This is a genomic window from Alteromonas genovensis (assembly GCF_010500895.1).
Classification (GTDB): Bacteria; Pseudomonadota; Gammaproteobacteria; order Enterobacterales; family Alteromonadaceae; genus Alteromonas; species Alteromonas genovensis.
Genome location: NZ_JAAAWO010000001.1, coordinates 657,516 through 671,244 on the forward strand (window position 1 = coordinate 657,516; position 13,729 = coordinate 671,244).

A 13,729-nucleotide genomic window follows, 5' to 3' on the forward strand; every position below is an offset into this window, starting at 1 on the left:
TTGAACTGGTGGATGTTGCAACCTTATCAGCTGATAAAGTCGCTTTCTGGGAAGTTCAGCTTTAACGTCTTCATTGCGTTTAAACGTAAGTCTTCCAATCCAAGTTGTTCATAACTCGACACCATTATCTCAAGGGCATCCTTTACCTGAGTTGTATCAGGAAAGTGTTCAATGACATACCGACCGCGATTCGCTGCTGCTACGTAAGCCTGGCGGCGCATGTAGAAACGAGCAATAGCAATTTCATATCTGGCTAGTCTGTCTTTAATATGCAGCATACGCTTTTTAGCATCAGGGGCGTATTTACTGTTTGGGTATTGCTCAATCAGCCGTCTGAAATCTTCAAATGCTTGACGAGATTTTGATGGGTCTCTGTCCGAGCGGTCTATTGTCAGCAGCTCTTGAAAAAGATTGCTGTCTGATTCCATATTCGTTAACCCGCGCATATAGTACGCGTAATCTACATCTGAATGATTAGGGTTAAGGCGAATAAAGCGGTCAACTGTCGCCAATGTTTCGTCAATTTTACCCGACTTGTAATAACTGTAGATAAGATCGAGTTGAACCTGGTGAGACAATGGGCCAAAAGGATAGCGAGAATCTAGTGCGCTAAGCGTTTGGGCAGCGGCGCTAAAATTGCCCACTTCCATGCTTTCAGAAGCTCTGTCGTAAAGTTGTTGTGCACCCATGTTTGCAAGTACAATTTTTTCCTCTTCAGATTCTGAAGAGCTGCAACCTGTTAAGGTCACCATAGCACCTAGAAAAACTGGCGCTAAAAGACGAAATGATTTCATAATAATTCTATATTCCTGCTAAACAGTTTTAATACTTCGCTGTCTACGCTCATGTGTTAAACAACAACACGTTGCCCGCATTCTAACGTACTAACGATGAGAAAAACCATACAAATTCGCAAACAACGCAGTGTACAGGGTGAATACTTGTTATAATACCCTTTTTACACGCAATGTTAGGTGTTATGACGCAAGTGCCAAACACAATTCAATTAGAGGCTTTAACACAAGCCGCCCATTTTGGTTTACGTTTAGATCAGGCTTTGGCCGATTTGTTCCCTGAATATTCACGTTCAAAGTTAAAAACTTGGATTCAGGATGGTAACGTTGCAGTAAATGGCGAGGTTATCACGGTTCCACGCCATAAAATGCAAATAGACGAAGTTATTACTGTTCGCGCAGAAATGGATGTTCAGGTAACGAGTGTTGCACAAGATATCGCTCTGAACATCGTTTTTGAAGATGAGCATATTATGGTGATAAATAAACCTGCAGACCTAGTCGTTCATCCGGGGGCCGGAAACCCAAGCGGTACCGTGCTTAACGCGCTGCTTAACCACGTGCCCGACATCGACCTCGTTCCTCGTGCAGGTATTGTTCATCGCCTTGATAAGGACACAACGGGACTGATGGTTGTTGCGAAGACCGTACCAGCGCAAACCCATTTAGTTGACCAGCTTCAGCGTCGAGAGATGAGTAGGGAATACGAAGCAATTGCAATGGGTACGATGGTTGCTGGTGGTGTAGTAGATGAACCTATCGGCCGTCATGCAACTAAGCGCACGCACATGGCGGTAAGAGAAGACGGTAAACCTGCAATTACTCACTTTAGAGTGATTGAAAAGTTTCGAGCCTACACGCACATCCGCTTAAAACTAGAGACAGGTAGAACTCATCAAATTCGTGTTCATATGGCGCATTTGAAACATCCTTTGTTAGGCGATCAAACTTACGGTGGGCGCCCTCGATTACCAAAAGGCGCATCTGAAAGCTTTATCGATGCATTGAGAGGTTTCCAGCGACAGGCTCTTCACGCGGCACAACTTTCGTTTTTCCATCCGGAAAGCGAAGAATGGATGACGTACAAAGCACCGTTGCCCAACGATATGCAGTCGCTATTAGAAGCGGTTAGACAGGATACAAAAGACAATCCGGAAGACATGATTTAGCCACATGTCATCCGCTGAGCGTTTCATAATTCCAGAGTGCTTTCCCGATAATGTAGTGGCCTATACATCCACTCGATGTGGCGGTGTAAGCGATAAATTTCTAGTAGATAGCAGCGCCCAAGAAGGTAAAGCTACTCAGAGTAAAAGTGCTCAGGCTAAAACGACTCAAGCTAAAACTGCTCAAGAAAATTCGGGCGCAAAAGACTATCTGGGGCTCAACATAGGGGCGCATGTGGGCGATGACATTATCAGCGTCCGCGAGAATCGCGCGCGTTTGCCACATAGCGAAAAGATAACATGGCTAGAGCAAGTACATGGCAACACCATTGCCACTTTGCCCACGCTATCTGTTGAAGCTGATGCCTCATTTTCCTCACGTCCAGAGCATTTTTGTGCGGTGATGACGGCAGATTGCGTACCGGTACTGATAAGCGATAATAGAGGAAAGGAGGTTGCAGCTATCCATGCCGGATGGAAGGGACTGGAAGCCACTATTATTGCTGATGCCGTAACGCACTTTTCTACTGATCCATCACAGCTAATAGCCTGGGTTGGCCCTGCCATTTGTGGACAGTGTTACGAGGTTAACGAAGCGCTTGCCAACAAATTCTCCTATTACAAAAACTGCGTAACGCCAAAAAAGCAAGCGGGTAAGTACCTGTTAGACCTACCTCAAATAGCAAATCAGCAGTTAACACACCTTGGTATTAAACACGTTGAGCAAAGCCATTATTGTACCTATTGCCGTAGCGACTTGTTTTATTCCCATCGAAAAGCCACGCACAGCAATTTCGAGGCTACAGGTCGAATTGTGAGTGTCATTGGCAAGCGTTAACTTTGCGCTCAATCAAGTTTTTCATCATCTTTGTCATTACTTACTTGAATCGTCATTCATAAGCTCCCATAAATAGAACATAAAGAAATATTCATTTTAAGGTTGAGGTTATGAGATTAGACAGATTTACCAGTAAATTTCAGCTCGCTATATCCGATGCTCAATCACTCGCATTGGGTCGAGACCATCAATATATCGAACCTGTCCACCTAATGACGGCCATGCTTAATCAGCAGGGCGGTTCAGTGCGACCATTACTTGACCAAGCAAAAATTAACGTTAACGCACTGCGTTCGGCGTTAAGCCAAGCGATAGAAAGGCTTCCTCGCATTGAGGGTATTGGCGGTGAAGTTCAGTTAGGTAAGGACAGCGTTATCTTACTTAATATGTGTGACAAGATTGCACAGCAGCGTAAAGACGACTACATCACTTCTGAAATTTTTGTTGTTGCCGCCATAGACGATAAAGGTCGACTCGGTGAAATTTTAAGAAGCCTTAACGTGACCAAAGATATCGTAGAGGCAGCAATTGATGATATGCGCGGCGGTCAAACGGTTACCGACCCCAATGCAGAAGATGTGCGTCAGGCATTAGAAAAATATACTACCGACCTTACCGAGCGAGCGGAGCAGGGTAAACTTGACCCAGTCATTGGCAGAGACGATGAAATTCGCCGCACTGTTCAAGTGTTGCAGCGCCGCACAAAGAATAATCCGGTGTTAATCGGTGAGCCAGGTGTGGGTAAAACGGCAATTGTTGAAGGGCTAGCACAGCGAATTATTAACGGTGAGGTGCCTGAAGGGCTTAAGAACAAACGAGTTCTTTCTTTGGACATGGGAGCACTGATTGCTGGCGCTAAATACCGCGGTGAATTTGAAGAACGTTTAAAAGCAGTTCTTAATGAGCTGTCGAAGGAAGAGGGACGAGTCATTCTCTTTATTGACGAGCTTCACACCATGGTTGGAGCTGGCAAAGGTGATGGTGCCATGGATGCAGGTAACATGCTTAAACCAGCGCTCGCTCGCGGGGAACTTCATTGTGTGGGAGCGACGACTCTTAATGAGTACCGTCAATACATAGAAAAAGATGCGGCATTGGAGCGCAGATTCCAAAAGGTATTAGTGGAAGAGCCAAGTGTTGAAGACACTATTGCTATATTGCGTGGCCTTAAAGAGCGTTACGAGCTACATCACTCTGTTGATATTACCGACCCTGCTATTGTAGCGGCTGCAAGTTTGTCTCATCGTTATATAAGCGACAGACAACTGCCTGATAAAGCCATCGATTTAATTGACGAAGCCGCATCAAGTATTCGACTTCAAATAGATTCTAAGCCTGAAGATATGGACAGGCTTGAGCGTCGAATCATTCAGTTGAAGCTAGAAGAACAAGCGTTGGCTAAAGAGACGGACGATGCCAGTCATAAGCGCTTAGAAATGATAGAGCTTGAACGAGAGCAGGCGGAAACTAAATATGCGGCTTTCGAAAAAGTATGGCTTGATGAAAAAGACGCCATGCAGGGCACGCAGACAATAAAGTCTGAGCTCGAGCAAGCTAAACTAGATTTAGAGATTGCCCGTCGAGCATCCGATCTTAATCGTATGTCTGAGCTTCAATATGGGCGAATTCCAGAACTTGAAGCTAAATTAGAGCACGCCGCTGAAAATGAAACCCGTGAAACCAAGCTTGTCAAGAATAAGGTAACAGACAACGAAATTGCAGATGTATTGTCTCGGTGGACAGGCATCCCGGTATCTAAAATGTTAGAAGGTGAGCGAGATAAGTTACTTCGCATGGAAGATGTGCTGCACAAACGAGTGGTAGGCCAAGAAGAAGCATTGCACTCGGTATCTAATGCTATTCGTCGCTCTCGAGCAGGATTAGCGGACCCAGATAGACCAATTGGTTCCTTTTTGTTTTTAGGGCCTACGGGCGTGGGTAAAACTGAATTGTGTAAAACGTTGGCCGGTTTTATGTTCGATACCGAAGACGCCATGATCAGAATAGACATGTCTGAGTTTATGGAAAAGCATTCGGTTTCACGCCTTGTTGGCGCTCCTCCTGGTTATGTCGGCTATGAGGAAGGAGGGTATTTAACCGAAGCCGTTCGCAGAAAGCCTTATTCAGTCATACTGTTAGATGAAGTGGAGAAAGCTCATCCTGATGTATTTAATATTCTGCTTCAAGTGCTCGATGATGGTCGACTAACAGATGGTCAAGGTCGCACAGTAGATTTTAAAAATACCGTTGTGATCATGACGTCTAATCTTGGTTCAGACGTCATACAAGATAAGCATGATGAAAGTCAGTACGATGAAATGAAGTCGATGGTGATGAATGTGGTAGGCCAGCACTTCCGCCCTGAGTTTATAAACCGTGTTGATGACATTGTTGTATTTCATCCTTTGGGTAAAGAGCAGATAAAAGCGATTGCAAAAATACAGCTTGCATCATTAAGAGCGAGGCTTGCAGAGAAGGGGTATAAGCTCAGCCTTACTGGCCGTGCAATGGACAAGCTAGCCGAAGCTGGTTTCGACCCTATCTTTGGGGCAAGGCCGCTCAAACGGGCGATTCAAATTCAAATAGAAAACCCGTTAGCACAGCAATTGCTTTCAGGAGAGTTAGAGCCAGAGTCTACGGTTAAGATAGATGCCAACAATGAAAAATTGTTTATTGTGAATGAATAGGTAGGCAAACTTTTATTGAGTTAATGCTTTAAAAAAACAGCTAAGCTAGTGCGGTAAAAAACGAGCGGGTGTTGGTTTAACACCCGCTTTTTTGTGTCTGTATTTAATGGGCATCTTTGTGTTGAGGCGGTAGTATAGGAATTGATAAACAATGAAATTGAAAAAAGAGCGGCAGTGAAAATAAACAGTATTATTGAACAGTTTCAAGGTGCGTTAGGTGATGACAGCGTGTCTGTAAACAGTAAAGTTACCGAGCACTACAGAACGGGCTGGCGTTCAGGCGGCGGTGATGCTATCGCTGTTCTTTTCCCTAAAACGCTTATGGAATATTGGGAAGCCCTTACAATTTGTGTCGCCGAAAAATGCATTATTATCATGCAAGCGGCAAATACAGGCCTTACTGAAGGGTCTACGCCAAGTGGCAGTGACTACGACAGGCCAGTAGTCGTTATCAATACATTAGCGATGAACGATATCGTTCTTATCAATAATGGTCAGCAAGCCATCAGCTTTCCTGGTGCTACACTACACAAGCTTGAAAAGCAATTAGCACCATTGGGAAGGGCACCTCACTCTGTCATTGGCTCTTCATGTTTAGGAGCTTCAATAGTCGGGGGGATAGCCAATAATTCAGGCGGTGCATTGGTTAAGCGAGGCCCTGCGTATACTGAGCTATCGCTTTACGCCCATGTAGATAACAGTGGCAAACTGGGGCTGGTCAATCATCTAGGCATTGAATTGGGTGACACTCCAGAAGACATTATTGCAAACCTTTCATCGGGCAATTTTGCGAAAGATAACATACAGACTGATAAAAAAGCATCAGCCAGTGATTATGAAGAGATAGTACGAAATACTCACGCCGATACGCCTAGCCGCTTTAACGCAGACCCATCTCGTTTATTCGAGGCCAGCGGCTGCGCTGGCAAAATAGCCATTTTCGCTGTTGTTGTTGATACTTTTGAAGTACCTCAAGAAGAGCAAACCTTCTATATTGGCACCAATGATCAGGCAGTATTAACGCAAATCAGACGGGATATGTTAGCTCAGTTCTCGCAACTTCCCGAAGTGGGGGAGTATTTGCATAGAGACATGTTCAACATTGCAGAAAAATATGGAAAAGACACCTGCTTATGTATTCATCACTTAGGTACAGCAGCACTTCCCAAATTATTTGCCGCTAAAGGTCGCATTGACGCGTTACTTCGTCGTTCAGCAGTGTTTCCTAACCATTTTACCGACAAAGCAATGCAGCTGGCGGGTGGTCTTTTTCCTCAGTTTTTACCTGAATCATTAACCCAATTTCGAGACCAGTACGAACACCATCTTATTCTTAAAATGAGTAATCAAGGTATAGAGGAAGCGAAGCGGTACTTAGGTAATCTTTTTGATACAGAGAAGAGAGAAGGTGCATTTATTATTTGCAATAAAGAGGAAGCGTCGAAAGCCTTCTTGTTGCGATTTGCTGCTGCAGGCGCAGCCATGCGTTATCAAACTCTTAATGAAGATGACGTAGGAGAAGTATTAGCCCTTGATATTGCACTTAGGCGCAACGATGAAAGCTGGCTAGAAAGCTTACCTGAGCAGATAAGTCGGCATATCGATAAAGCCTTATACTACGGCCACTTTTTTTGCCATGTCTTTCACCAAGACTATGTACTGAAAAAGGGGGCCGATGCTAAGCAGGTTAAGGCTGACATGCTAGCGCTGCTCGATAATCGTGGAGCGAAATACCCAGCTGAGCATAATGTGGGTCATTTATATGACGCAGAGGAGACGTTACAACGCTTTTATCAAAAATTAGACCCCACCAATACGTTTAACCCGGGAATTGGCAAAATGGACAAGCACGCCCGTAACTGCGCTTGTTGCGGGTAGTGCTTGTTGCATGTTGCCCTTAAATCGAGTGGCTCTTAATAGGACTTTTTTAAGCCAAGCTAAGGCAAAGCCAAAGCCAAGCGCTAAGGCGAAAGCTGATAATCGCTTTATAAGCTTTCTACTATAAACTCTCTAACAGTGCTTTGGCTTGAGGGCGCTTGAAAAATGGGCGCTCTACATTTACCGCGTATTCCAACTCCCTTTTCGCTTCATCGATACGACCTAACTTGGCAAGGGTAAACCCAAGATGATAGCGAATGTTTGGATCCTTTGCGTCTCTAGCAAAAGCGTCTCGCAACATTTGTAAGCTTTGTTCAAAATCACCCCGCAGTGCCTTTATATGGCCGTAGGTATTTAAAATGCTTGCTGAGTTTGGTTGTAGTTCATAGGCTTTTTGCGCATAGTTTCTCGCGGTCACCAGCGACGCTTCTATACTCATTATCGCTAATCGATTGTAAGCTTCAGCTGGATTTAAAAGGTTAGGCTCTTTGACGAGCTCTTCATAGAGAGCCGTTGACTCTTCAAAATCACGAATAAAAAACAGATACTGCGCTAGTAAATTTTTGGCCAGTAAGTTGTTAGCATTTTTTTCGACCATTTTACGGGCTGTGTTTAGAAAAACGTCGACAAACTGTTCGTTAAGAGCATAGTTATAAATAGCGATAAACGCTTGGGCAAAACTTGGATCTATAGCTAATGCGCGCTTATAGGCGTTAACTGCGGACTCGCTTTTGCCTAGGTTAGCATTAAGCCTACCCGCTAAGAAATGATAGACCGCACTCTGTTGCTGTTCCTTCGAAATATTGGCAAGTAATCGTTTTGCTTTGTCATTGCTTTGCAAATCTAATAATAGGCTGGCGTAGCGTAAGGTCACAAATGTATTGTTGTTGGCAATTTCATAGGCTCTTGCCATGGCAGCCTCTGCTGCTTCATCGTTACCTATAGCGCGAACCTGCTCCATATAAGTGATTAATTTACCGGCATCGTCGTTAATAAAGTTGCGGACAATACTCAGTGTTTTCTCTGCATCAGTTCGCTCGTTGGTTTGTATTTGTAAGGCAGCTTTGCGAAGCAGGTAGTCTGCATTATCAAAGTCGTCTTTCAGCAAAAGATCTAAATGATACAACGCACTTTTGGTGTCGCCTTGCTGTTGGTATAAAAATGAAACTCGCTCTCTTGCCGCCATGTTTGATGGTGATAGCGTAAGAATATCCAGATAAATTTGTTTGGCGTTATCTAACTCACCTTCTTTTGACAGGTTAAATGCTTTTAGCATCAATGTTTCATTGTGCTGTGGAGATAGCGTCAATAATTCTTCGATAAGCTCATTAGACTGCTCAACGTTACCTAATCTACTCTGCGTGGCGGCTAAATTAAATTTCGCTGGGAATAACGTCGGGTTTTGTTCCAGCGCTTTTTTAATATTGGTTTTTGCTTCTTCCAGAAGTCCCTGACGGATTAAAATGCCGGCCTTCAAGTTATACACTTCAGCTTCATCCGGAAATAGGGCACCAAGAAGTTCTGCGCCACTAAGTGCTTTCTCAAATTTTTCGGCTTGTAAATTCATTAATGAGTAAGTAAATAAAAAGCCTGCGTTGTCACGGTACGCGGGTAGATTGTCCTCTAATATAGAAAGCGCTTCTTCTCGTTTGCCCCTTGCGGCCATCAGCTTAATTTTGAAAAGCTGTAACTTGCCTTCGTTGGGATATTTATACTCTAAGTTTTGCAGTAAACGTTCTGCTTTAAACGCTTTGTTTTGGCTTATAAAAAGATTGCCAAGCATAAGCGCTGAATCGGGGTCTTCCATAAGCGCTTTTTGATGGCGTTCAAGAAGCAGTAGTGCTTGCTTATCCTGCTGCGTGGCCATATAAACTTGACTAAGCATCAATACTGCTTGCAGATCGTCAGGCTCTTTTTGCAGATAAGTGGTGAAATCCTTAGCTGCGGTTTCCATATTATTATTGAAAAAATTAGTCAGCCCACTGATATACAGCAGCATTGGCTGCGAGGTAATAAGGTCTGGGTCTAACTGCGCCATAAACTCATTGAGCTCTTTTAGCTTTTCATTGTCTATTGCCTGTTTGTTGTCTCTACTTTGTAGCCAGCTATTGAGCAGAATGGCAAGAGGATCATTAGGTGTATCTTCGATAATCTCGTCAACAAACAGTTTAGCGGTGTCGTAGTCTTTAGCTTCTAAGTAAAGGTCTACAAGATTGCGCAGAGCAATTGGATCGTCCCTATTAAAGGTTAACGCTTTTTGTAAGTGCGCAGTTGCTGCATCTTTATCGCCTTGACGATAAGCGAGTTGGCCTTTCAATCGCCAAGTTATCGCGTTTTCTGGCTCTACATCCATAGCTCTGTTGATGAGCGTCGACGCCTTCGTCAAATCTTCGTTCTGAAGAGCAATTGAGGCCAAACCATTTATCGCAGGCACAAAGCTGGGGGCGCGAGATAAGAGTGCGTTGTAATCTTTAAGGGCACAGGCTTCATCTTCCAAACGAATGCATGCAGTGGCGCGGATAAGCAGCCATTCTTGCTCAGAGTCCCCAGAGAGTTTATCAAGTTCACTAAAGTCGACGATATCTTGGTATTTGTTCAAAAACAGCCAGGTATTTCCTAGGGGCTCAGCGACTAAATTGATATCGGCCCCCATTTCTAATGCTTCAACAAACTCTAGTTCTGCTGCGGTAAGGTAACCATTAATAAGTAGGATTTCTCCCATCAGAATTTTAGCGGCTAAATTTTCAGGGTCTTTTTGCAGGCTATTTTTAAGGTGTATATACGCTTCGTCATACTCACTGTGATTGAACGCAGTTAACGCCTTCTCGTAATCCTCTGATGTTGTCGCAAAACCGTTCACGGTGAAAAAAGAGGTGGCGATGACAGAGAAGAGAGCGCGTTTAACAAAGCGCTTTTTATTATTAAAAAAGTTCATAGTTACCTTTGGGTTTGCCTTACTCAAGCATAAAAATAGCATAAAAAAAGGTGGCCAAAGCCACCTTCTAAAGATACGTGTTTTTTAACTGTTTTAAAACAATTAAGCGCGACGTTTGCGTCTGTAAAGCACTAAACCAAGACCTAAGCTCATTAGAGCAAGAGCACCTGGCTCGCTGACGTCTGTTGTAGTTGTTGTTTTCGCGATTGAGATGTCCAATGTTGAAAGTTTGAGCCCTACACCGTCGCCGGATTGACTGCCAACTTCGTCAAAAATGGTGTTGTATGCACCTACCAACCAATATTGAGCTTTTCCAGTAATTGTTTCGAATTTAGATTCATAGAGCCCGTTAGCACCCTTTGCGTTAATACCAAAATGGCCAAGCGTCCCAGAAATTATATTAGCCTTTACATTTTGCCACGTAGCGCTGGTACCAGAAAAGAAAGCGTTAATGTCGCTAATACCTGCAACAGTGACTTCATTATTGCCGTTATCGCCATTCATCCAGCTAAAACCAGCTCCTGCTAGAGTAACGTCTTCGCTAAATGTGAAAAGAAACATATCGAAATCACCACCGCCAGAATAATTATCTGCAGAGTGGCTGTCGCCACTTTCACTGTTTTCAATTCCATAGCCGTACTTTCTATTTTGGTCTGTGCATCCAACTTCGTTGATGTCACAATTGTACCAACCATCAATAGTGCCTGATTTTAATGTGTCATTTAAAAAGCCCGCATTGTCAGACCATCCTGAAAAACCCATAGACACTAACTTTCCATCAATATCTACGGTAGTTACGTGAGTGCCTGGTGTTGTGGCATGCGCTATTTTATCGTTTTTAAGCGAAACAGTTGCCTCATGAAGAGGTACGTCAGCATAAACATTACATGTGCTAATTAGGGCGAGACTTGAAACAACAGCTTTTAAAAGTTTCATTAAGTGTTTACCAGAAAAATATTTACAAAGTTATTTCTATGTAAAGCACTTTATGTGCCATTTTGTATTGTTCTGTTTTGTAAGAACTTTTTGATTATTCGGAGTGATTACGTAAAAAAAGCTGACAAGGTTCACCCGTCAGCTTTAGTCTAAAGTCTAGATGCGCCATGCCTTACGTTTTCTACGCCACATAACAAGCAATCCTGATCCTAAGAGCAGTCCCGCAGCACTGGGTTCACTTACGGCTGTCGTTTCAGTAGTGGAAGGGGAGTCATTAACAGAGAAGCCTACGCCGGTCAGCTTAAACGCATCATCGTAAGAGTTGCCGCCAATATCTCCAAACACTGTGTTGTAAGCACCGACTAGCCAATATCTAGCGGAGGCACTCAAGCCAAATTCTGACGTATATTTGAAGTGCGAGTCGGAAGTATCATATTTTATAATGTCATACGATGACGAAACAGCGTTACTGACAATATCGCTCCAAGTGTTCGAACCAGAAGATAATGTATCTATATCGTCGAGAGCAGCAACTGATACCTGCGAATCATTTTGATTGTACACCCAAGAATAACTTGCTCCAGTGAGTGATACCGCTTCGTCGAATGAAAACAGAATAAAGTCAAAATCTTGCCAATTTCCGTTTTTCGTATTGATATTGTCGATTGCGTGATCTGGAGAGTTTCTTGACGATTCCCAGTCGCTATTCGTTACACCATATCCATAGTAATTAGAAATTTTATAGCTATCTGCACCCACAACGATATCATCGTTATATCCATAGGTATCAGACCAACCACTAATAGCGACGTTAACTCCGCCAATGGAAATTTTAGACGATGACGCGTTAGTGCTTTCAACGATTCCGTGATCTACTAAATTGTAAACATTCTCACCTAGAGGAGAATTACATTCACCTGAAGACCCTTGCGAAGTACTACAGTGTGAGTAGTCTGTAGTACTGTGACTTCCTGCTGTTGCAGCATTTATTGCCAGCAGGCCGGTCGTGAGGGTAGACATCTTTATTATCGAACTTAACCGCATTTCAATTTTCCTATATAAATTGATAGGGACAAGCTCTCTCTGCGCTGCGCGCGAGGAACTTCAACATGGTTCGCTTATGTTAGATGTATTAAGATGATTGTTCGGTATGCGTTCGCATACTCTGTTATCTGCTATTTAATCGCCTGCGATTTCTCTATTCCTATGCGCGGCGTGATATATATGAAATAATTAACAAATAAGTAAGCTAAATTATGAGGACCTATGTCTGAACAAAAGCGTAAAGGGATATACTTACTTCCCAATTTACTAACTACTGCGGGCCTGTTTTCGGGTTTCTTTGCGGTTGTATCATCTATGAATGGTCGATTCGAGGCTGCAGCGGTCGCTATTTTTATTGCCATGATATTCGACGGTTTGGATGGCCGAGTAGCAAGGATGACAAACACGCAAAGCGATTTTGGAGCCGAATACGACTCTATGGCTGATATGGTGTCATTCGGTATGGCGCCAGCATTAGTTGCTTACAATTGGGGATTAACTGAATTAGGTAAACTGGGTTGGCTTGCCGCATTTGTCTATGTAGCTGGTGCTGCATTAAGGCTAGCGCGATTCAATACGCAGGTGGGTATTGCAGACAAACGTTTTTTCCAAGGTTTAGCAAGCCCAGCAGCGGCTGCGGTAGTATCGGGCTTAGTATGGGTTGGTGTTGAATACGACGTGGTCGGTACAGACTATGGTCTTGTTGTTGCTGCCGTTACCGGTCTTGCTGGGTTATTAATGGTGAGTAACTTTAAATATAACTCGTTTAAAGAAGTGAATTGGCACGGCAAGGTACCTTTCGTTGCGTTATTGTTAGTGCTGCTTATATTTGTTGTTGTGGCAACAGAGCCAGCGTTGGTTCTTTTTATAGTGTTTGCGCTTTACGCACTCGCTGGTCCAATCAATACATTTAGAACGGTAGATAAAGTTACCTTAGATGATGTTGTTGGTGATCATGAAGAAGATGCCGACTTTAAAAATGAGTCTAGCAATGCGAATACTCAGTCTAACGATGACGATAAGGTTACATAGACGGGCGATGTATTAGGCGCAGAAACAGCCGTGAAAACGACACGGATTGCGTTAAACCCAGATGAACGGTTATCGTTATTGACAATAAATAGACAAAAAGATTAAAAAGCGACCACTTGGTCGCTTTTTTGCTTTTTATTTTAAGAAGGCTATTGACGGCGAGCGAGAGATAAGTAGAATGCGCATCCGCTTCGGGGGAAAAGCAAAACGACTTACCCAGCTCTTAGCAAGAGAAGCAAGTCTTTACTAACCGTTAAGGCCAGTAAAGACGGGAGTTTCGAAGTTAGCCTTGAGAAAATAAATTTTCAAAAAGTGTTGACAGCAAAAACTTCCAGCGTATAATGCGCACCTCACTCAAACGGAGTGAGTCACCAAGAAGCAACGGCTTACGGTGAGGTTGCACTAGCAACCACGTTCTT

Annotated in this window: 9 protein-coding genes; 5 read left to right on the forward strand and 4 right to left on the reverse strand. The window is 43.5% G+C overall.

All coding sequences use genetic code 11. From position 1 onward, the window contains the following. Nucleotides 1-26: 26 nt before the first annotated feature. Entirely contained in the window at nucleotides 27-794 is a 768-nt protein-coding gene (locus GTQ48_RS02770; protein WP_163105040.1) for an outer membrane protein assembly factor BamD, read from the reverse strand. Nucleotides 795-979: 185 nt separating this feature from the next. Between GTQ48_RS02770 and rluD the strand changes: the two genes are divergently transcribed. The 4 genes from rluD to dld all read left to right on the forward strand — a co-directional run bounded on the left by rluD (nucleotide 980) and on the right by dld (nucleotide 7,363). Further along, nucleotides 980-1,963, forward strand: coding sequence for a 23S rRNA pseudouridine(1911/1915/1917) synthase RluD (gene rluD / locus GTQ48_RS02775; protein WP_163105041.1), 984 nt, complete (start codon nucleotides 980-982; stop codon nucleotides 1,961-1,963). A 4-nt stretch (nucleotides 1,964-1,967) separates the two neighbouring features. Then, entirely contained in the window at nucleotides 1,968-2,798 is an 831-nt protein-coding gene (gene pgeF, locus GTQ48_RS02780) for a peptidoglycan editing factor PgeF (protein ID WP_163105042.1), read from the forward strand. A 110-nt stretch (nucleotides 2,799-2,908) separates the two neighbouring features. Continuing rightward, nucleotides 2,909-5,485 (forward strand): ATP-dependent chaperone ClpB, encoded by a 2,577-nt coding sequence (gene clpB / locus GTQ48_RS02785; RefSeq protein ID WP_163105043.1) that lies wholly within the window; start codon nucleotides 2,909-2,911, stop codon nucleotides 5,483-5,485. 189 nt (nucleotides 5,486-5,674) lie between these two features. After that, nucleotides 5,675-7,363 (forward strand): D-lactate dehydrogenase, encoded by a 1,689-nt coding sequence (gene dld / locus GTQ48_RS02790; RefSeq protein ID WP_420837584.1) that lies wholly within the window; start codon nucleotides 5,675-5,677, stop codon nucleotides 7,361-7,363. Between the two features lie 121 nt (nucleotides 7,364-7,484). Here the strand turns inward: dld and prsT are convergent, their stop codons facing one another. From prsT to xdp1 (GTQ48_RS02805), 3 genes are all read right to left on the reverse strand, one after another. Next, nucleotides 7,485-10,298 (reverse strand): XrtA/PEP-CTERM system TPR-repeat protein PrsT, encoded by a 2,814-nt coding sequence (prsT, locus tag GTQ48_RS02795; protein WP_163105045.1) that lies wholly within the window; start codon nucleotides 10,296-10,298, stop codon nucleotides 7,485-7,487. 102 nt (nucleotides 10,299-10,400) lie between these two features. Next, entirely contained in the window at nucleotides 10,401-11,234 is an 834-nt protein-coding gene (xdp1, locus tag GTQ48_RS02800; protein ID WP_163105046.1) for an exosortase-dependent surface protein XDP1, read from the reverse strand. A 156-nt stretch (nucleotides 11,235-11,390) separates the two neighbouring features. Next, a complete protein-coding gene (gene xdp1, locus GTQ48_RS02805) occupies nucleotides 11,391-12,278 on the reverse strand; it encodes an exosortase-dependent surface protein XDP1 (RefSeq protein WP_163105047.1) in 888 nt (295 codons plus the stop codon). 222 nt (nucleotides 12,279-12,500) lie between these two features. Here xdp1 (GTQ48_RS02805) and pssA point away from each other — a divergent pair, with 222 nt between their 5' ends. Continuing rightward, nucleotides 12,501-13,310: a CDP-diacylglycerol--serine O-phosphatidyltransferase gene (pssA, locus tag GTQ48_RS02810; protein ID WP_163105048.1), complete on the forward strand. Its 810-nt coding sequence runs from the start codon at nucleotides 12,501-12,503 to the stop codon at nucleotides 13,308-13,310. Nucleotides 13,311-13,729: the final 419 nt, after the last annotated feature.

Excerpts from the sequence above, each read along its gene's own strand:
- xdp1 (WP_163105047.1), bottom strand. The coding sequence starts at position 12,278 with ATGCGGTTAAGTTCGATAATAAAGATGTCTACCCTCACGACCGGCCTG.
- pgeF (WP_163105042.1), top strand. The coding sequence starts at position 1,968 with ATGTCATCCGCTGAGCGTTTCATAATTCCAGAGTGCTTTCCCGATAAT.
- xdp1 (WP_163105046.1), bottom strand. The coding sequence starts at position 11,234 with ATGAAACTTTTAAAAGCTGTTGTTTCAAGTCTCGCCCTAATTAGCACA.
- pssA (WP_163105048.1), top strand. The coding sequence starts at position 12,501 with ATGTCTGAACAAAAGCGTAAAGGGATATACTTACTTCCCAATTTACTA.
- GTQ48_RS02770 (WP_163105040.1), bottom strand. The coding sequence starts at position 794 with ATGAAATCATTTCGTCTTTTAGCGCCAGTTTTTCTAGGTGCTATGGTG.
- rluD (WP_163105041.1), top strand. The coding sequence starts at position 980 with ATGACGCAAGTGCCAAACACAATTCAATTAGAGGCTTTAACACAAGCC.
- clpB (WP_163105043.1), top strand. The coding sequence starts at position 2,909 with ATGAGATTAGACAGATTTACCAGTAAATTTCAGCTCGCTATATCCGAT.
- prsT (WP_163105045.1), bottom strand. The coding sequence starts at position 10,298 with ATGAACTTTTTTAATAATAAAAAGCGCTTTGTTAAACGCGCTCTCTTC.